General features: G+C 64.3%; 20 protein-coding genes. 9 read left to right on the top strand and 11 right to left on the bottom strand.

All coding sequences use genetic code 11. The annotated features are described in order from the left end of the window. Positions 1-37 precede the first annotated feature (37 nt). Entirely contained in the window at positions 38-517 is a 480-nt protein-coding gene (locus tag IVB31_RS23395; protein WP_247328210.1) for a PaaI family thioesterase, read from the bottom strand. Positions 518-700: 183 nt separating this feature from the next. On the opposite strand from IVB31_RS23395, the gene purL reads away from it, so the two are divergent. Then, on the top strand, positions 701-2,911 hold the full coding sequence (purL, locus tag IVB31_RS23390; RefSeq protein WP_247328208.1) for a phosphoribosylformylglycinamidine synthase subunit PurL: 2,211 nt from the start codon (positions 701-703) through the stop codon (positions 2,909-2,911). An 18-nt stretch (positions 2,912-2,929) separates the two neighbouring features. Here the strand turns inward: purL and IVB31_RS23385 are convergent, their stop codons facing one another. Further along, positions 2,930-4,117 (bottom strand): acyltransferase, encoded by a 1,188-nt coding sequence (locus IVB31_RS23385; RefSeq protein WP_247328205.1) that lies wholly within the window; start codon positions 4,115-4,117, stop codon positions 2,930-2,932. Positions 4,118-4,299: 182 nt separating this feature from the next. On the opposite strand from IVB31_RS23385, the gene IVB31_RS23380 reads away from it, so the two are divergent. Beyond that, a complete protein-coding gene (locus IVB31_RS23380; protein WP_157333785.1) occupies positions 4,300-4,473 on the top strand; it encodes a DUF1328 domain-containing protein in 174 nt (57 codons plus the stop codon). 64 nt (positions 4,474-4,537) lie between these two features. Here the strand turns inward: IVB31_RS23380 and IVB31_RS23375 are convergent, their stop codons facing one another. Further along, positions 4,538-4,897 carry a DUF427 domain-containing protein gene (locus IVB31_RS23375; protein WP_247328202.1) on the bottom strand — a complete coding sequence of 120 codons (360 nt, stop codon included), beginning with the start codon at positions 4,895-4,897 and terminating at the stop codon, positions 4,538-4,540. Positions 4,898-5,106: 209 nt separating this feature from the next. On the opposite strand from IVB31_RS23375, the gene IVB31_RS23370 reads away from it, so the two are divergent. Together IVB31_RS23370 and IVB31_RS23365 are read left to right on the top strand one after the other, a co-directional pair. Continuing rightward, the gene (locus IVB31_RS23370; protein WP_247328200.1) at positions 5,107-5,352 is read left to right on the top strand and encodes a BolA family transcriptional regulator; all 246 of its coding nucleotides are present in this window, start codon (positions 5,107-5,109) and stop codon (positions 5,350-5,352) included. A 42-nt stretch (positions 5,353-5,394) separates the two neighbouring features. Then, positions 5,395-6,597: a low temperature requirement protein A gene (locus tag IVB31_RS23365; protein WP_247328198.1), complete on the top strand. Its 1,203-nt coding sequence runs from the start codon at positions 5,395-5,397 to the stop codon at positions 6,595-6,597. Between the two features lie 184 nt (positions 6,598-6,781). Here the strand turns inward: IVB31_RS23365 and egtD are convergent, their stop codons facing one another. Both egtD and egtB read right to left on the bottom strand, forming a co-directional pair. Further along, positions 6,782-7,753, bottom strand: coding sequence for an L-histidine N(alpha)-methyltransferase (gene egtD / locus IVB31_RS23360; RefSeq protein ID WP_247328196.1), 972 nt, complete (start codon positions 7,751-7,753; stop codon positions 6,782-6,784). Positions 7,754-7,803: 50 nt separating this feature from the next. Continuing rightward, positions 7,804-9,102, bottom strand: a complete 1,299-nt coding sequence (egtB, locus tag IVB31_RS23355) for an ergothioneine biosynthesis protein EgtB (protein WP_247328192.1) — start codon at positions 9,100-9,102, stop codon at positions 7,804-7,806. Positions 9,103-9,341: 239 nt separating this feature from the next. On the opposite strand from egtB, the gene grxD reads away from it, so the two are divergent. From grxD to IVB31_RS23335, 4 genes are read left to right on the top strand one after another with little or no spacing between them, the layout of a single operon-like run. Further along, complete coding sequence (gene grxD, locus IVB31_RS23350; protein ID WP_247328188.1) at positions 9,342-9,668, top strand: Grx4 family monothiol glutaredoxin; 327 nt, start codon at positions 9,342-9,344, stop codon at positions 9,666-9,668. A 3-nt stretch (positions 9,669-9,671) separates the two neighbouring features. Beyond that, the gene (locus IVB31_RS23345) at positions 9,672-10,226 is read left to right on the top strand and encodes an O-acetyl-ADP-ribose deacetylase (RefSeq protein ID WP_247328186.1); all 555 of its coding nucleotides are present in this window, start codon (positions 9,672-9,674) and stop codon (positions 10,224-10,226) included. 43 nt (positions 10,227-10,269) lie between these two features. Beyond that, complete coding sequence (locus IVB31_RS23340) at positions 10,270-11,556, top strand: serine hydrolase domain-containing protein (RefSeq protein ID WP_247328184.1); 1,287 nt, start codon at positions 10,270-10,272, stop codon at positions 11,554-11,556. A 1-nt stretch (position 11,557) separates the two neighbouring features. Further along, positions 11,558-12,820, top strand: a complete 1,263-nt coding sequence (locus tag IVB31_RS23335) for a serine hydrolase domain-containing protein (protein WP_247328181.1) — start codon at positions 11,558-11,560, stop codon at positions 12,818-12,820. On the opposite strand, the gene IVB31_RS23330 is transcribed toward IVB31_RS23335, so the two are convergent. The 6 genes from IVB31_RS23330 to murI all read right to left on the bottom strand — a co-directional run bounded on the left by IVB31_RS23330 (position 12,821) and on the right by murI (position 17,759). Next, positions 12,821-13,888, bottom strand: a complete 1,068-nt coding sequence (locus IVB31_RS23330; protein ID WP_247328179.1) for a threonine aldolase family protein — start codon at positions 13,886-13,888, stop codon at positions 12,821-12,823. An 89-nt stretch (positions 13,889-13,977) separates the two neighbouring features. Continuing rightward, on the bottom strand, positions 13,978-14,595 hold the full coding sequence (rpsD, locus tag IVB31_RS23325; RefSeq protein WP_247328177.1) for a 30S ribosomal protein S4: 618 nt from the start codon (positions 14,593-14,595) through the stop codon (positions 13,978-13,980). A 198-nt stretch (positions 14,596-14,793) separates the two neighbouring features. Next, positions 14,794-15,561, bottom strand: coding sequence for an acyltransferase (locus tag IVB31_RS23320; protein WP_247328174.1), 768 nt, complete (start codon positions 15,559-15,561; stop codon positions 14,794-14,796). A gap of 103 nt (positions 15,562-15,664) precedes the next feature. Beyond that, positions 15,665-16,048 (bottom strand): cupin domain-containing protein, encoded by a 384-nt coding sequence (locus IVB31_RS23315; RefSeq protein WP_247328171.1) that lies wholly within the window; start codon positions 16,046-16,048, stop codon positions 15,665-15,667. Positions 16,049-16,114: 66 nt separating this feature from the next. Then, positions 16,115-16,888, bottom strand: coding sequence for an aldolase/citrate lyase family protein (locus tag IVB31_RS23310; RefSeq protein ID WP_247328169.1), 774 nt, complete (start codon positions 16,886-16,888; stop codon positions 16,115-16,117). 73 nt (positions 16,889-16,961) lie between these two features. After that, a complete protein-coding gene (gene murI, locus IVB31_RS23305) occupies positions 16,962-17,759 on the bottom strand; it encodes a glutamate racemase (RefSeq protein WP_247328166.1) in 798 nt (265 codons plus the stop codon). 174 nt (positions 17,760-17,933) lie between these two features. Here murI and IVB31_RS23300 point away from each other — a divergent pair, with 174 nt between their 5' ends. After that, positions 17,934-18,485, top strand: a complete 552-nt coding sequence (locus IVB31_RS23300; protein ID WP_247328163.1) for a cytochrome b — start codon at positions 17,934-17,936, stop codon at positions 18,483-18,485. The last annotated feature ends 227 nt before the right edge of the window (positions 18,486-18,712 follow it).

Here is an 18,712-nt window from a genome sequence, read left to right as displayed (position 1 = left end):
GTCTGGGCGAGGGAGCTGGAAAAGGGAAGGCGGCGAGCTATGCGTTTGGCTGAGGTTGCGGCTTCCGCTTCACCCGCTTGATCGTGCCGGAAAACGTGAACAGCTGCCTTTCGCCGGACGTCATCTTGCCGCGCAGGAAAATCAGCGAACCGCCGGCCCGGCTCACGTCTCCGGTACATTCGATCAGCTCGCCCTCCCGCGCTGCATCGAGGAATTCGCAGGCAAAATTGGTCGTCACGGCCCGGCTGTCCAGAACTTGGGACGCGAGCGCAAACAGGGAGTAGTCGGCAAAGGCCATGTAGCAGCCGCCATGGACGTTCCCCGAGCCGTTGAGGTGCTTTTTCTCCACCCGGAAGGCGCTGCGCACGCTCCCGTCCGCCTCGATCCGGTGCCAGAAGGGGCCGACATGGGACTCAAAACTGTCGCGAATCCAGGTCCGCCAGCCCTGGAATTCCCCCTCGGTGGCGACGTGGAGGTTGGGGCGGCGCGGCGGGGGCGCTTTGCTCAATTCATGCAAGGAAATGGGCCTTCAATAACGGGTCTTTTGCCCTTAAATCCGATCCGTGTGCGCGGTGCAATTCCTGTTCCTGCAGCCCCTGGCCGCAAAACGTGGGACAGTGGGAAAATGCGCCACAAAGGGCTTTTCCAAGCCGTCCGATGTTCCTAAGAACGGCCAACCGCCGTCGAAAGCCTCGAATCCATGAAGAACGAACCCAAGATCACCCCCGAACTGGTTGCCGCCCACGGGCTCAAGCCCGACGAGTACGAGCGCATCCTGAAGCTGATCGGGCGGGAACCGACCTTCACCGAGCTCGGCATCTTCTCGGCGATGTGGAACGAGCACTGCTCGTACAAATCCTCGCGCCTCCATCTGAAGGGGCTGCCGACGAAAGCGCCCTGGGTGATCCAGGGGCCCGGCGAGAACGCCGGCGTGATCGACATCGGCGATGGTCAGGCCGTGGTGTTCAAGATGGAGAGCCACAACCACCCGAGCTACATCGAGCCCTATCAGGGCGCGACCACCGGCGTCGGCGGCATTTTGCGCGACGTCTTTACGATGGGCGCGCGACCGATCGCCTGCCTCAACGCGTTGAGCTTCGGTGCACCGGAGCATGCCAGGACGCGGCATCTCGTCTCCGGTGTCGTCGCCGGCGTTGGCGGCTACGGCAATTCCTTCGGCGTGCCGACGGTCGGCGGCCAGGTGCGCTTCCACACCCGCTATGACGGCAACATCCTCGTCAACGCGATGGCGGTCGGCCTCGCCGATACCGACAAGATCTTCTATGCGGCCGCCTCGGGCGTGAACATGCCGATCGTCTATCTCGGCTCCAAGACCGGGCGTGACGGCATCCACGGCGCCTCGATGGCCTCGGCCGAGTTCGACGACAAGTCCGAGGAGAAGCGCCCGACCGTGCAGGTCGGCGATCCCTTCGCCGAGAAGCTGCTGCTCGAGGCCTGCCTCGAGATCATGGAGAAGGGCTGCGTCATCGCGATCCAGGACATGGGTGCGGCCGGCCTGACCTGCTCGGCAGTCGAGATGGGCGCCAAGGGCGACCTCGGCGTCGACCTCGATCTCGACGCGGTGCCGACGCGCGAGACCGGCATGAGCGCCTACGAGATGATGCTCTCGGAAAGCCAGGAGCGCATGCTCATGGTGCTCAAGCCCGAGAAGGAGAAAGAGGCCGAGGCGATCTTCAGGAAGTGGGGCCTCGATTTCGCCGTGGTCGGCTACACCACGCCGAGCAAGCGCTTCGTGGTCAAGCATGGCGGCGACGTCATGGCCGATCTGCCGATCAAGGAGCTCGGCGACGAGGCGCCGCTCTATGACCGGCCGCATGTCCCGTCCGCCGCGCTGCCGGTCGTGCACGCCCGCGAGGTGCCCGTGCCAATGGGTCTCGACGCGGCGCTGGAGAAGCTGATCGGCACGCCCGACATGTGCAGCAAGCGCTGGGTCTGGGAGCAGTACGACCACGTCATCCTCGGCAACACCTTGCAGCGTCCGGGTGGCGACGCCGCCGTCGTGCGCGTGCAGGACGGGCCGAAGGGCCTGGCGCTGACCGTCGACGTCACGCCGCGCTATTGCGAGGCCGATCCGTATCAAGGCGGCATGCAGGCGGTGGCGGAAGCCTGGCGCAACATCACCGCAGTTGGTGGCAAGCCGCTCGCCATCACCGACAATCTCAATTTCGGCAACCCTGAAAGGCCCGAGATCATGGGCCAGTTCGTCGGCTGTCTGCAGGGCATCTCGGAAGCCTGCCGCACGCTGGATTTCCCGGTCGTGTCCGGCAACGTCTCGCTCTACAACGAGACCAACGGCCGCGCGATCCTGCCGACGCCCTCGATCGGCGGCGTCGGCCTGCTCGACGACTTCACCAAGTCGGCCTCGCTCGCCTTCAAGGCCGAGGGCGAGGCGATCCTCTTGATCGGCGAAACCCATGGCTGGCTCGGCCAGTCCGTTTACCTGCGCGACATCTGCGGCCGCGAGGAGGGCGCCCCGCCACCGGTCGATCTCGCCGCCGAGAAGCGCAATGGCGACTGTGTGCGCGGCATGATCCATGCGGGCACCGCGACCGCGGTGCATGACCTTTCCGACGGCGGCCTGCTGATCGCATTGGCCGAGATGGCGATGGCGAGCGGCATCGGCGCAAAACTGCTGGCGGCGCCGACCGCGCTGGTGCCGCAGGCCTATTGGTTCGGCGAGGACCAGGCGCGCTATCTCGTCACCGTGCCGGAGGCGGAGGCCGGCCTCGTGCTCGCCAAGATGCGTGGCTGCGAGGTGCCCTGTGTGCGGATCGGCACCACCGGCGGCGACGCCATCGCGATCGCGGGCGAAGCGCCTGTAACGATCGACACGCTGCGGACGTCGTTCGAGCGCTGGCTGCCGGAGTATATGGGCGGCAAGGCGGCGTAAGCTGCTTGAGGCCGGGCCTCACAACACGTGCGACGCTCCCGGAATCTTTCGTAACGCTGCCGTCAGGCCCCAGCTCAGGATCACCGTGAGCACGAAGCCGATCGCCGCCTTCGCGATCGCAGGCCACGTGTAGTCGTACAGCGCGTACTGGATCCACAGCGCGATCGGGTAGTGCACCAGGAACATACCGTAAGCATCAGCCTGCATGCGGTCGAGCAGGTTCGGCCCCGGCGACTTCTGATGCAGGAAGAAGGCGAGGATCGCGAGCAGGATCGTGCCTGAGAACAGCACGAAGAACGTACCGTAGATCGCCTGATACCAGTGCGGTTGCGGGTCGGGATTCCCGAGCACTTCGCGCTTGATGTAGATCATCGCCCACATCAGGCAGTAGGGGATCAGCGTCGCGATCACCCACAACCAGCGCTGTTTCGGCAATCGGCCGTCGGCGCTGAGGATGCCGCGATCGAAGTTCGCGGCACCGACGCTGACGCCGATGAAGAAATAGGCGAAGTAGAGCAGGATGCGGCTCGCCTGCACCGAGAACGGTCCGAACTCGAACCATTTGCTGCCGCCGAAATAGAGCAGCGCCGGCACGTAGACGATTGTCGTGACGGCGACGAGCATCAGCCAGAATGCGGCCGGCTGCTCAAATCCGCGTAGCGAGATGCGGTTGCCCGGATCGACCAGATGCGCCGAGACCCGGTAGAGCAGGCTCGCGGTCAGGTCGAACGCCAGCAGCACCCACACGAACCAGATCGGACCGCTCGGCCACGGTCCAATCGTCACCGTCTTCCACCAGAACGCCGTGAAGCTCAGTCCGGGATCGTGCCGCAGCGCGATTGCGTAATAGGCGAGCGGGATGACGGTGAACGCCGCGATCGCGAACGGCAGCCCGAGCCGCAGGAGGCGATCGCGCAGGAAAACCTGTGGCGCCTTGCGCGCGATGCCCGGCCACGTAAACAGTCCCGACAGGAAGAAGAACATCGCCATGAAGAAGCTGTCGGTGGCCAGCACGACGATGTCGAAACCGATCCAGGAGGCCGGATCGGTGTGACCGAAATAGGTGTAGGGAATAACGGCGTGATGCAGCAGCACCACCAGCGTCAGGAAGGTGCGGGCGCGATCCAGCGACAAATTGCGCGCCTTGCTCTTCGGCGCCGCATGCGCCTCCGCGCCGATCGCCGCTGAATGTGACATCGTGATCATGGCCGCCCCGATTGCGCTCCTGCCCGGGTCGGACTGTGCCGCCGGGAACCCGATTCAGCAAGGGTCGTTTGAGGCGTCTGCAGGGCCCCACACTGCTAGGAACCAGTTCCGCGCGGCGAAGTTAGCGTTCGCCAAAAGGGGCTTGAGAGCCGCGAAAAGCGGTACCAATTTCGGAGCTGGCGATGACGATCCTGAAATGGGCGCTGATCTTCTTACTTGTCTCGATCGTGGCCGGCGTGCTCGGCTTCACCGGCATTTCGGCGGCCTCCGCCGATATTGCCCGCTTCCTGTTCTACGTATTCGTCGTGATCTTCCTGGTGCTGCTGATACTCGGGCTCACCATCTTCAAGGCGTAGCCCCGCTATTCCTGCGCGCTCGGCCGTCATGCCCAGGCTTGACGGCCGTGCAGCGGTGCAGCGTCTAGCCCACTTCCTCGATCTTCACCTTGTCCGGGTAGAAGGCGAGATGGCCGGAAATCTCCGTCATCGCGGGGAAGGGCGCTTCATAGGTCCAGATCGCATTGTCCAGCGTCTTGCCGTCGGCCTTGACGCTGTAATAGCTCGCGTCCCCCTTGTAGGGGCAATGGGTGACGCGGTCGGTGCGCTCCAGCAGCGCCATGTTGGCGTCCTGTCGCGGCACATATTGCACCGCCGGATATTTGGCCTCCTTCAAGATCAGCGCCTTGGTGGTCTCGGCGATCACGACGTCACCGGCCGTGACGCGGACGCGCCGGGGGTTTTGGGTGATGGTGATGGGGTGGTCGGGCCCTGGGAGCTTCATGAGTTCACGCCTTTTCGATCAATCTGCCGCGCGTGGCACTTTGTCGTGCCTTTATCCGGATGGGATCAGGGATATAGTGCCTGAAGGCGTGACGTAGAAGGCCGTTCACGCTAAGTTTGGCCCGGCCGGCAAGTTTGGCTCTGCAGATCCGGACCCCGGCGGATTCGACGACAAGGCTGATTGCAGCCGAGACAAGGAGCACGACCCGAATGCCTATGGACGCCCACGATATCGAGGCGATGATCAAGGCGGCGATCCCCGATGCCGAGGTGACCATCCGTGACCTCGCCGGCGATGGCGATCACTATGCCGCGACCGTGATCTCGGAATCATTCCGCGGCAAGTCCCGCGTCCAGCAGCACCAGATCGTCTATCAGTCCCTGCAAGGCCAGATGGGCGGCGTGCTGCATGCGCTGGCGCTGCAGACGGGGGTTCCTGGGGCGCCGGGCACCTGATCTGACGGGTAGCTGATCTGATCGCGTGACGGGGGGATGACGATGGCTGCGGACAATCCTCGCGGCGCGATGTTTCGCGTCCTCCTGCCGAACCAGCACAGCCGCGTCACCAATGCCGAGCTGTTCTTCGACCTCGTCTTCGTCTTCGCGATCACGCAGGTCTCGCACACCCTGCTGCACCATTTCACGCCGCTCGGCGCGGTGCACGTCACGGTGCTGTTTCTCGCGGTGTGGTGGGTCTGGGTCTACACCGCCTGGGTCACCAACTGGCTCAATCCCGAGTTGACGCCGGTCCGGATCCTGATCTTCCTGATGATGCTGGGCGGCCTCGTGCTGTCCACGACGATCCCGACCGCTTTCGAGGGACGCGGCCTGTGGTTCGCGATCGCCTATGCGACCATGCAGGTCGGACGCACCGCGTTCTGGCTGTTTGCGACGCCGCCCCATCGAACCGCCGTCCGGCACAATGCGATCCGCATCCTGGTCTGGCTCTGCGGCTCCGCGATCTTCTGGATACTCGGTGGTCTCGCCCATGACGAGGCGCGGCTGTGGCTCTGGATCGCGGCACTCGCGATCGAATACGTCTCGCCGGCTGTCCGCTTCTGGGTCCCGAAGCTGGGTTTCTCGTCGGTCGAGGCCTGGGCCGTCGAGGGCGGCCACATGGCCGAGCGCTGCTCCCTCTTCGTCATCATCGCGCTCGGTGAAGCCGTCGTCGTCAACGGCGCGACCTTTGCCGAACTGGACTGGACCGCGGACAATATTCTGGCCTTCGTCTCCGCGCTGGTCGGCAGCATTGCGATGTGGTGGGTCTATTTCCACAAGGGCGCTGAGGCCGGCTCCGAACTGCTCTCAAAGTCTGCCGAGTCCGGCCGGCTGGCGCGGATCGCCTACACCTATCTGCACATGCCGATCGTCGCCGGCATCATCCTGACTGCGGTCGCGGACGAACTGGTGCTGAAACATCCCACCGGCCATTCCGACATCCGGACCATCGTCAGCACGATCGGCGGGCCGCTGGTGTTTCTGGTCGGCACCATCCTGTTCAAGCACACGATCCGCGGCTTCCTTCAGCTCTCGCACGGAATCGGCATCATCCTGCTTCTGGTGCTGTGGTGGTTCGGCGCCGAACTGTCCCCGCTCTGGTTGTCGGTCGCGACGACCGGGATCATGATCGTCGTCGCGGTATGGGAGTCGGTGTCGCTGGGGTCAGAGCCGGAAGAGGCCGAGGACTCTGGCGCGGCCTGAATGCGCGCCTCGTCCTTCGAGACGACCGCTGCGCGGTCTCCTCAGGATGAGCCTCCTCAGCGTCGGTGTCCGTTGCAGCTGTTGCTGCACGCTCCGTCCTCATCCTGAGGAGCCCGCCTAAAGCGGGCGTCTCGAAGGATGTGCCGCAGCGATACCGCTCTATCCCGCGTGGAGCGCCGGAGCGCTACTCCGCCGCCTCCAGCGCGTGCACCGAGAACATCTTGGCCGCATCCGTCCAGCTCTCGCGCACCCGCCAGCCCGCGCCCTGCGCCAGCGCGGCAAAACGCTCGATACTGTATTTGTAGCTGTTCTCGGTATGAATGCTCTCGCCGCCGCGGAACGAGAAGCTGGTGCCGAGCAGGCGCACCGTCTGGCTCTTCTTGCTGATCAGATGCATTTCGATTCGATGCCGCTCGCGATTGTAGATTGCGCGATGGGTGAAGGCGGACAGATCGAAATTGCCGCCGAGCTCGCGGTTGATCCGCACCAGCACATTGAGGTTGAACCGTGCGGTGACGCCGGCCGCGTCGTTATAGGCGTCGTGGAGCAGGCGCTCCTCTTTCTCCAGGTCGGCGCCAATGATCATCTGCGCGCCCTGACCGAGGATCTTGCGTGCGCTCTTCAGGAAGGCCTGCGCTTCGTGCGGTTCGAAATTGCCGATGGTCGAGCCGGGGAAGAAGCCGACCTTGGGCATCGACGCAACCGCCTTGGGCAGCTCGAACGGTGTGGTGAAGTCGGCTGCCACCGGATAGATGCCGAGTGACGGAAAATCTCGCTTCAGGCCGTTCGCCTGCGCCTTCAGGAAGTCGCCGGAGATGTCGACGGGGACATAGGCCGCGAACTTGCACTGGTTGAGCAGCAGGCGGACTTTTGTGGTCGCGCCTGCGCCGAACTCGACCAGCGCCGCGTGCTCCGGAATGATTTTTGCGATCTCGCCACCACGCTCCTTCAGGATCGCAAGCTCGGTGCGCGTCGGATAATATTCCGGCAGGCGCGTGATCGCCTCGAACAGCTCCGACCCTGTCGCGTCGTAGAAATATTTGGGCGACAGCTTTTTCGGCTGCTGCGAGAGGTCCTCGATGGCCTCGCGGGCGAAGGCGGTGGTCTGTTCGTCGGGGAGATGGGCTTCGGCCAAAGCGCTGGCGTGCACATTCATGATACTCTCCTGAACGCGCTGTCCGGCGCGCGGTTGACGTCGGATAAGTCTTATTCGTAGTCGGCAAGCCGCAGTCCGGTAAACTGCCAGCGATGGTGCGGATAGAAGAAGTTGCGATAGGTGATACGGCTGTGCCCCTCCGGGGTTGCAAGCGAGGAGCCGCGCAGCACCAGCTGGTTGACCATGAACTTGCCGTTGTACTCACCGAGCGCGCCTTCGACGGCGCGATAGCCGGGGTAGGGCGAGTAGGACGATCGCGTCCACTGCCAGACGATGCCGAAGGTGTCGTTGAGCTGTCCGGCGCGCGCGGCGACCTCCCATTCCGTCTCGGTCGGCAGATGCTTTCCGGCCCAGCGCGCGAAGGCGTCGGCCTCGTAATAGCTGACGTGGCAGACGGGCGCGTCCAGCTCGACCGGCTTGAGGCCGGCCAGCGTCATCACATGCCATTGGCCGTCGATCTCGCGCCAATGGCCTGGAGCGTCCCAGCCCTCGTTGTTGACGGCGGCAAAGCCGTCCATCAGCCATAGCGTCGCGGTCCGGTAACCGCCGTCGCGCATGAAGGCGAGCCATTCGCCATTGGTGACGAGATTGCGGGCGACCTTGACCGGGCCGACCAGGGCGCGATGTGCCGGCTTCTCGTTGTCGAAATGAAAGCTGTCGTCGACATGGCCGACGGTGTGGATGCCTTCGTTCAGCGTCAGCCAATCCTCGCCCGCGCGCGTCGAGGCCGGAAAGCGCCAGTCCGGATCGTAGGCGGGCGGGATCGGGTTCTGCGCGAAAGCATGCAGGATGTCGGTGACCATCAATTCCTGATGCTGCTGCTCGTGATTGAGCCCGACCTCGATCAGCGGCGCGATCTCGCGAAGCTTGTCCTCGCCGGCCTCGTGGAAGAATTTTACGACGGCCGCGTCGACATGGCTGCGGTAGGCGCCGACCTGATCGGCGCTCGGGCGGGTGATGTCGCCACGGTGATTGCGGGAATGGCGGGGGCCGGCGCTGACGTAATAGGAATTGAACAGGAATGCGAAATCCGGGTGGAAGGGCTGGTAGCCCGGACGGTGTTCGCCCAACAAAAACTGCTCCCAGAACCAGGTGGTATGGGCCCGGTGCCATTTCGTCGGGCTCGCATCCGGCATGGACTGAATCTGCTGGTCTTCCGGCGAGAGCGGCGCCGCCCGGCGCTCGGTCTCGTTGCGGACGGCGACAAAGGCGTCCTCAAGCCGCCGGGCGAGGCTGCCCGGGTCAAAAGACGGTGACGAAAGCGGCGGACTGGCCGTTGCGGAAGCTTGTTTCGTCACGTTTTTCTCCAGACAGGACAAGAGAACGTTGTTGGCGTTACCCGGTTCCAAAACCGGGGTTCGTCCTAGATAGGGGCTCCGTTACGGTATGAAAGTCCTCCCCGGCGATGATATTCCTGGCATCATGCAATGAGCCGGCACCCTCAGGGCCCCCCGCCCTCGGGCTGTTCGCCGCCATTTTACTTTGGATGCACAACGGTTTGGGCTACATATATAGCCAGGTATCGGGTTAGATCGGCTGAGCCGGCCCGAGGGAATCGTTGAGGGCTCCGCCCCAGAAGGACACGGATATGAGCATCGAGGAATTCATCGCCAACGAAGTGAAGTCGAACGACGTGGTTCTATTCATGAAGGGTACGCCGCAATTTCCGCAGTGCGGTTTCTCCGGCCAGGTCGTCCAGATCCTCGACCACATCGGCGTCGGCTATAAAGGCCTCAACGTTCTCGAATCCGCCGAGCTGCGCAACGGCATCAAGGACTACTCGAACTGGCCGACCATTCCGCAGCTCTACGTGAAGGGCGAGTTCGTCGGCGGCTGCGACATCATCCGCGAGATGTTCCAGGCCGGCGAATTGCAGCAGCTCCTCTCCGAGAAGGGCGTCGCGGTCGCGGCCTGACGCATGACCACGCTGGCGCGCCGGATCGGCGGCGCCCAGCTCGAGGTCATTGTCGCTGACATCACCACACTCGGCGTTGACGCCATCGTCAACGCCGCCAACACGTCGCTCCTTGGCGGGGGCGGCGTGGATGGTGCGATCCATCGGGCCGCCGGGCCCGACCTCGTCGCCGAATGCCGCATGCTCCACGGCTGCAAGACCGGCGATGCCAAGATCACCAAGGGCTACCTTCTGCCCGCGCGCCATGTGATCCACGCGGTCGGGCCTGTCTGGCACGGCGGTACACGCGGTGAGGCCGAGGCGCTCAGCTCCTGTTATCGCCGCGCGCTTGAGCTCTCCCAAGCCAATGGGCTGAATTCGCTGGCGTTCCCCGCGATCTCCACCGGAGTGTATCGTTTCCCGGCCGACCAGGCGGCGAAGATTGCGGTGCGTGCGACCATTGAAGCCCTGCCGGCTGCGCCGCTTGTCGCGCGCGTTATATTCTGTTGTTTCTCGGAGGCAAGCGCGGCCCTCCACACGGATGTTCTGGCGCGCTACGGCAGCCCTTGTGCCGATTGAGCTGGTCAGTACACTCCGCCGGACCATGTTCCGGGGAGGGGATATGATTTCACAATCTGCACTGCGTGCGTTCGCCTGCGGCGTGCTTGTATCGCTGGGCGCGATGTCATTCGCTCGCGCCGAGGGCACCTACGAAATTCCGGCCGGCGCGCATTTCAATCCGGAGAAGCTCGCGAGGATCAGCGAGTTCTTCAATAACGAGGTCGCAACCGGCAAGATCGCCGGCGCAACCGTGCTGATCAAGCAGCATGGCAAGCCGGTCTTCCGCGAGGCCTTCGGCGTGCAGGACGTGGCGACCAAGGCGCCAATCACGGACAAGACGATCTTCCGCCTGTTCTCGATGACCAAGGCGATCACCTCTGTGGTCGCGATGAAGATGGTCGAGGACGGCACGATCAAGCTCGACGATCCGGTCTCGAAATACATCCCGTCCTTCGCCAATCTGAAGGTCGGTGTCGAGAAGAAGGCCGACGACGGCACCAAGTCGCTGGAACTGGTGCCGCTGAGCCGGCCGATGACGGTGCACGATCTGATGACGCACACCTCGGGCGTCACCTATGGCTTCTATGGCGACAGCCTGGTCCGCAAGGCCTATCGTGACGCCAAGATCTATGACGGCGATTTCGATCTCGCCGAGTTCGCCGAGCGCATCGCAAAACTGCCGCTGCACAATCAGCCCGGCGCGCTCTGGCAATACGGCCATTCCACCGACATTCTGGCGCGCGTCATGGAAATTGCGGCCGGCAAGCCGCTGCTCGATATCGAGCGGGAGAAGCTGCTCGGTCCGCTCGGCATGGTCGACACCGGCTTCCTCGTCACGGATCCCGAGAAGCAGAAGCTGCTGGCGCAGCCGGTGCCGAACGACAGCGATTTCCGCGTTGGCCGGATCAACGATCCGACCGTCCTCAAGAAATGGCAGTCGGCCAGCGGCGGCATGGTCTCGACCATGGCGGACTATGAGCGCTTCGCGCAGATGCTGCTCAATGGCGGCAGCCTCGACGGCAAGACCATTCTCAGCCCCGAGACGTTCAAGCTGATGGTGACCGATCAGATCGGCCCGAAATCGGGCGTCGATCGCGACTACTTCTACTTCCCCGGCGACGGCTTTGGTTTCGGTCTCGGCCTTGCCGTCCGCACCGATCCCGGCAACGCAAAACCGCCGCCGCCCGGCGATCTCGGGGAATTGAAGTGGGACGGCGCCTCCGGCTGCTATTTCGTGATCGACCCCAAGCAGGACATGTTCTTCGTGCTGCTGGAACAGACGCCGACCGAGCGCCAGCGCGTGCAACGAACATTGAAGCAGTTGGTTTATGAAGCCATGGAGAAGTGAGATGTTCGGGCGCCGCGCGCTGATCGCGGCGCTCGTCCTTCTGTTCAGTGCATCTCGTGCGAGCGCGGACTCCGAGCGCGCCGCGCACAAGCTCTCGTCCGAAGGTCTGGCAAAGGTTTCCGACTACATCCGGAACGAGATCGCAGCCGGTACGTTTCCGGGCGCGATCCTGCTGCTGCAGCAGCACGGCAAGCCGGTCTATTACGAGAATTTCGGCGTCCGCGACGTCGCGACCGAAATTTCGATGAGCGCAGACACGATCTTCCGCCTCTACTCGATGTCGAAGCCGGTCACGTCAGTGATGGCGATGATGCTGGTCGAGGAGGGCAAGCTCAAGCTCGACGATCCCGTCTCAAAATATATTCCGGCCTTTGCTGGCATGACGGTCGGCGTCGAGGTGAGGAGCGATGACGGCAAGGTCGCGCTGATGCTTCAGAAACTCGATCGCCCGGTCACGATCGAGGATCTGATGCGCCATACCGCCGGAATTCCCTACGGCTATTACGGCGGCGGCGCAGTGAACGCGCTCTATGCCGACGCCGGTCTGTTCGACAACAAGGCTTTGACCAACGCCGAGATCGTCGCCAAGATCACCGCGCTGCCGCTCGCCGAGCAGCCCGGCACGAACTGGGATTACGGCCATTCCACCGACGTGCTCGGTCGCATCATCGAGGTGATCTCGGGGAAGACGCTGCTCCAGTTCGCGAAGGAGCGGTTGCTCGATCCGCTCGGCATGACGGACACTGCATACTACGTTGCCGATCCCGCCAAATGGCCGCGCATCGCCGAACCGATGCCGACGGATCGTGCGATCAGTCCGATGACGCAGGTCCGCGATCCCCGGAAACCACTGAAATGGGAGTCTGGCGGCGGTGGCCTCGTCGGTACGATCGGCGACTATGCCCGCTTCTCACAGATGCTGCTTGACGGGGGCACGTATGACGGCCGGCGCTATCTCAACCCCGAGACCATCGCGCTGATGGCGTCGGATCATATCGGACCCGAGACGAAAATCGCGCGCGACCAGAATTATTATCCGGGTGGCACTTCCGGCTTCGGGCTCGGCTTCGCCGTCCGCACCTCGGTGCCATCAGGCACTTCGTGGCCGCTGGGCGAATATCGCTGGGACGGCGTCGGCGGCACGTTCTTCTTCATCGATCCCGAAGACGATCTGTTCGGGATTTTCATGGTGCAGACCCCGTCGCAGCGCGGCCGGATTCAACTGGCGCTGAAGACGCTGATTTATCAGGCGATGGGGCGCTAGCTACGTCCCGCGCACGATCTCGCGCACGTAGCCGATCGTCTCCTCGATCTGGCTCGCATTGACGTCGAGATGGGTGCAGGCGCGGATGCGGCCGTCCATCATCGCAAGCGTCACCCCGCGCTGACGGAGCGCGGCGACCATCTTGTCGCCGGGAATGCCCGCGCCATCGGGCTTGAAGAACACGAGGTTGGTCTCGGGCTCCTGCACCTCGACGCCCGCAATCTGCGACAGCCCGCGGGCGAGCGCGCGCGCATTGGCGTGGTCGTCGGCAAGGCGGTCGACGTGATGGTCGAGCGCGTAGATGCAGGCGGCCGCACAGATGCCGGCCTGCCGCATCGAGCCGCCGAGGCGCTGCTTCCACTGCCAGACCGCGTCGATGAAGGCGCGCGTGCCTGCGAGCACACCACCGATCGGGGCGCCGAGGCCCTTGGAGAAATCGATCCAGGCCGAATCCCACCCCGCCGTCATGTCGCGCGGGGAGATGCCGCTCGCCACGGTGGCGTTGAGCAGCCGAGCGCCATCCATGTGGGTGACGAGGCCGTGCTGTTTGGCTATCGCGACGATCTCGTCGAGCGCCGCCTTCTTCCAGATCGTGCCGCCGCCGATATTGGCGGTCTGCTCGACGCTGACGACGGTCTGCGGCGGCTGGTAGCGCGTGCGCGGATGCAGTGCGTTGCGGAAGGTCTCCGGCGTGAACTGGCCGTCGGCGCCCTTGAGTTGCGTGACCTGAAAGCCACCGATCGCGGCATGGGCGCCGCCTTCGCGGGCGATGATGTGCGCGCTCTCGTGCGCGAGAATCTCGTCGCCGGGACGGCAATGCACCAGCGTGGCGGTGACGTTGCACATCGTGCCCGAGGGCATATACACCGCGGCTTCCTTGCCGAGCAGATCCGCAACGCGTTCGCACAGCGCATTCACGGTCGGATCGTCGCCGACCTGCTCGTCGCCGACCTCAGCGCGGGCCATCGCCTCGCGCATCGCAGCCGTCGGCTTGGTCTGCGTGTCCGAGAGCAGATTGATGCGCACCGGCGGTGCCTTGGAATCGATCGGGGGAGGGGTGTAGAGCATGCGACGCCTCCTGAAGGCATGACGGCCACTGAAGTGTGGCTCTTAAGCAAAAAGGCCCCGGCGAACCGGGGCCTTTCGATAATCAGATCTTAGCGCGAATAGAATTCGACGACCAGATGGGGCTCCATCTGCACCGGGAACGGCACGTCGGAGAGGTGGGGGATGCGCACATATTTCGCGATCATCTTGCCGTGGTCGACTTCGAGATAGTCGGGGGTGTCACGCTCGGAGAGCTGGCTGGCTTCGAGGACGTGGGCGAGCTGCTTGGAAGCTTCCTTGACCTCGATCACGTCGCCGATCTTGACCTGATAGCTCGAGATGTTGACCTTGCGGCCGTTCACCTTGACGTGGCCGTGGTTGATGAACTGGCGCGCGGCGAAGATCGTCGAGACGAACTTGGCACGGTACACGACCGCATCGAGACGGCGCTCGAGCAGGCCGATCAGGTTCTCGCCGGTGTCACCCTTGAGGCGGCTGGCCTCGACATAGATGCTGTGGAACTGGCGCTCGGAGATGTTGGCGTAATAGCCCTTCAGCTTCTGCTTGGCGCGCAGCTGCACGCCGAAGTCGGAGAGCTTGCCCTTGCGGCGCTGACCGTGCTGGCCGGGGCCGTATTCGCGGCGGTTGACGGGGCTCTTCGGGCGGCCCCAGATGTTCTGGCCCATACGGCGATCGAGTTTGTACTTCGCCTCACTGCGCTTAGTCATCGCGTCCTCTTAGGTTCATGGTTTTGAGGAAACGCGCCCTCCTGTGTGACGGGCTAGCCCGGCACTGACAGGTCCGATCCCCAAAGCATAGGGGGCAGGACCACGGGTCGCGAAACGCTTCGCGGGCCGAAATCGGCCCGCGAGCAGGCGGCTTTTAGGTGAATATGGGCCGTTCTGTCAATGCGAATAGCCGCGAAATCAGGTCCCCACGGCCCGGATGGGCTTCGACCCGGCCGGGCGCAATTCGGCAGCGACTTCAGTGTTCAGGACTTGTTCCAGGCGGGTCAGGACCCGGGCGATCGGGGCGGCGTCGGTGACCCGGTGATCCCAGCGGATCACGACATGGATGGTCTGGTCGGGCTCCACCACCCCGTAACTGACGATGAAGGGCCCAGGCGTGATGGGATGAAGCTCGCCGCCGCCATAGGCGGCCACCGAGCTCACCGCAAAACTGCCGAACCAGTTGCCGCGCTGCCGGCCGAAATTCAGCCCGATCGCCCAGGACAGCCGCCGCAGCGGCAGCGGCAGCCGGGTCGCCCGCATGATCTTGCGGAACATCGGGACATCGTCGATCGGGGCGGTTTTGGCGCGCCGGATCTCGGCGTCGACCGCGGCCAGTGCCATGGCCTCGGGAGCCGCGATTCGCTGCGGCATCACGCAATCCTCGCCGTCCTCGACCCGGGCAATGGCCACCAGCGCCACGCTCTTCGGCAGCTCGTAGAGCGAGGGCCAGGGCCATTTGGCGTAAACGGTGCGCAGGACCGGCTCGTCCCTGGCGACGAGGGCAAAGGCCTTGACGAACATGGCCGCCCATCCGGCGGGCGCCATCGCGCCCGCGCGCGCCTCCAATAGGGGGCGAATATTGAGGGACCGGGACAGCGAGACGAACGGCACGTCCATCGAGGCGTGCATCATGTCGCAAATCAGGCGGCGCGGCAGAGAAATGGTCCTGGATTTCCCGCGCATGCGCTCCGGTTCCCGCAGATCAGAATTTGTGCAGCGAGCGGGTTCCCGCTCGCCGCCTGCTCTAGCACGAACCAACCCGCTTGGGGCCGGTCGGTTCGCCGCCTCAGGGCGCCGGCGAGGCCAACGGCTTGGTCTTATCGACGACGTAAATACCAAGGACTTTGAATGACTTGTCGCCGTGAGCCTTGGCATCATGCACGACGCCTGCCGGGATCTGATAGGACTCACCGGCTTTCAGGGTCTTGTCCGGCTGCCCGTCGACCAGAAGATTGAGCTCGCCTTCCAGGACATAGCCCGTTTCAATTCCGGGATGGGTATGGCGTCCGGCCGCGCCGCCCGCCGGGACTTCCGCGATGGCGGTGACGGTGTTGTAGCCGTCTGGAAATTCGACCTTCTGGAGCGGCGTGCGCTTGATGCCGGGCTGCTGGGCGAAGGCCGCGACGGCAAGACCGGTGAACGCGAGAACGAGCAGACTCTTTTTGAGCATTGTTTCCTCCCTGGAACGGCGACCCTAGCAGCGCCGCAGTTCGCGGCAAGGTGGCAATCGGTCTGTTCAGCGCCTGATGCCCTCGAACGCCGCCATGATGCCGCGCTGGAAAAGCGACCAGTCGAAGCCGAGCGCGATCGCGCGGTAGCCGCGATCGACCAACTGGTTGGCCTGGTCTGCGGTGCGCGCCACGCCGCCGATCGGCACGCCGCTTCTGAGGATCCCGGCCTCGGCCCGCGCCACCAGCTCCAGCAATTCCGGATCGTCCATCTGTCCGCGCTTGTTGATGGACGTCGCAAGATCGCCGGGGCCGATCACCGCAACGTCGATGCCCGGCGTCGCCATGATCTCGTCAATGCGGTTGACGGCGTCGACATGCTCGATGGTGATCATGCAAATCATCTCGTCATCGGCTGACGCCATGTAGTCCGGCATCGACTGGCCCCAGCGGAACGGCGCGTGGAACGGACCCCAGAGACGATCGCCGCGCGGCGGATAGCGCACGCTGCGCACCGCCTTCTCGGCCTCGGCGCGATTGGTGATCATCGGGAAGTTGATGCCGAAGGCGCCGATGTCCATCGGTGCTTTCGCAAGCCACGGCTCGTTCGCCGCGATCCGCACCAGGGGCGTGCACGGCGTGCCGGTGGTGGCAGCGATCATCGCATGCGCTTCGGTCAGTCCAATCGGGCCGTGCTCGAGATCGACGATGATCCAGTCGAGCGAGCGGGCCATGATCTGCACGGTCTGCACGCTCGGGATGGTCGCGATCGCGCCGAAAGCGGGACGGCCCTCGCGCCAGAGCTGGCGGAGGCGGTTGAGCGGCGTTGCGGGGATCGACACGGGAAGCACCGACATATGAAGCCTTGGCGAATGACGACGGCGGAGCCTAGCAGCGCGCCGTCGACGCGCAAGGTCAGGCGGGAATGCGGCCGCCGAAGAACGGCGTCAGCGTGGCCGAAAGGCCATGCACGCGGTTCGAGGTGAAGATCATCTCGGCGCCGGGCTGCGCGACGCCGCCGGTGTGCGGGCCGAGCAGATCCGAGACGCGGCGGGCAATCGCGGGCGCCGGATCGATCCAGTCGACCGGCCAGGGCGCGAGCTTTTTCAGCCGGTCGAGCAGCAGCGGATAATGCGTGCAGGCCAGCACCACCGTGTCGGTGCGTGCGCCAGCGTCCCCGGCGTCGCCGACGAAGCAGGGGGCGAGCTCGGCGAGGATGGCGTCGTCGCTGACGGACGAGCCGCTGAGCTCGGCTTCAGCCAGCGCGGCCAGCTCGGGCGAGCCGATCAGTGTCACCTCGCAGCCCAGCGCGAAATCGCGGATCAGGGCCTTGGTGTATTCGCGCTTCACCGTGCCCTTGGTGCCGAGCACCGAGACGCGCCGGCTCCTCGACTGCGCACAGGCCGGCTTGATCGCCGGCACCGTGCCGACGAAGGGCAGGGAATAAGCGGCCCGCAGATGCGATAGGACGAGGGTGGACGCCGTGTTGCAGGCGATGACGACGAGGTCAGGATCGTGCGCGCCGATCAATTTCCCCATCAGCGGCACCACGCGGGCGATGATCTCGTCCTCGCTGTGGTGGCCGTAGGGGAAGAAGGCGTCGTCGGCGACGTAGACGTAATGCGCATCGGAGCGCGCGGCCACGACCTCACGCAGCACCGTGAGCCCGCCAAGGCCGGAATCGAACACCAGGATCGTCGGGGAATTGGTCACGTCGTTACCTTAAGGGCGTCATGGTTACCATTCGGTTTTTGGGGCGCTTTTACGGCGCGGTCGTCCGGCGCCAATTTGGAACGATTCAATTTCGTGAATGGCCTATGTTCCCGGTATCAGCTGCCGTACTGCGGTGCGAATAGGGACGGGCCCGCAAAACTCCGGAGAGCCGACATGATCGGAAATACCAGTCACGGCTGGGGCAGCGTTTCCCGGTGGCTGCACTGGATTTTGGCGCTGGCGATCATCGGCATGATCGGCTTTGGCTGGTGGATGAACCACATCCCGGCGCGGCCCGACCGCTTCTTCTACCGGTCGATCCACGCCGATATCGGCTATGTGATCCTGCTGCTCACCGTTCTGCGCCTGGTCTGGCGTCTCATCAACCCGACGCCGGCGCTGCCGACCGACAGCCTGCCCTGGCAGAAGCTCGCCGCCCGCATCAGCCATGGTGCGCTCTATCTCGCCGTCATCGTCGTCATCATGCTCGGTTGGGCGCATTCCGGCGCGCACACGCCCGACTATTCGAGTTTCTTCGGCCTGTTTCACGTGCCGCAGCTCACCTCGCCGGACAAAGCGGCGGCGGATGCCTATGAGGACCGCCACATCCTGTTTGCCTATGTGCTGCTCGCCCTGATCGCGGTTCATTTCGTCGCCGCCCTCTGGCACCACTTCATCCGCCGCGACCGCGTCGTGGCGCGGATGGTGACGGACGAGGCAGGGTAGGGACGCGAGCGCGAAGTGTGGCGCTCGCTCTCCACATCGTCTTTGCGAGCGCAGCGCACTCGTAGGATGGGTAGAGCGAAAGCGAAACCCATCGCGATGTCTCCGCGCCGAAGCATGATGGGTTTCGCAAGGGCTCTACCCATCCTACGGCCTCGCAGACACGCCTTCGCAGCCTCGCGGCGCGTTTCGCCCGAGGTTTGCCTGGTCCCTATTCTTCTTGCCACCCT

The sequence above is a fragment of the Bradyrhizobium sp. 21 genome, assembly GCF_023073335.1.
Classification (GTDB): domain Bacteria; phylum Pseudomonadota; class Alphaproteobacteria; order Rhizobiales; family Xanthobacteraceae; genus Bradyrhizobium.
This window is presented reverse-complemented; position numbering and strand designations above follow the sequence as displayed.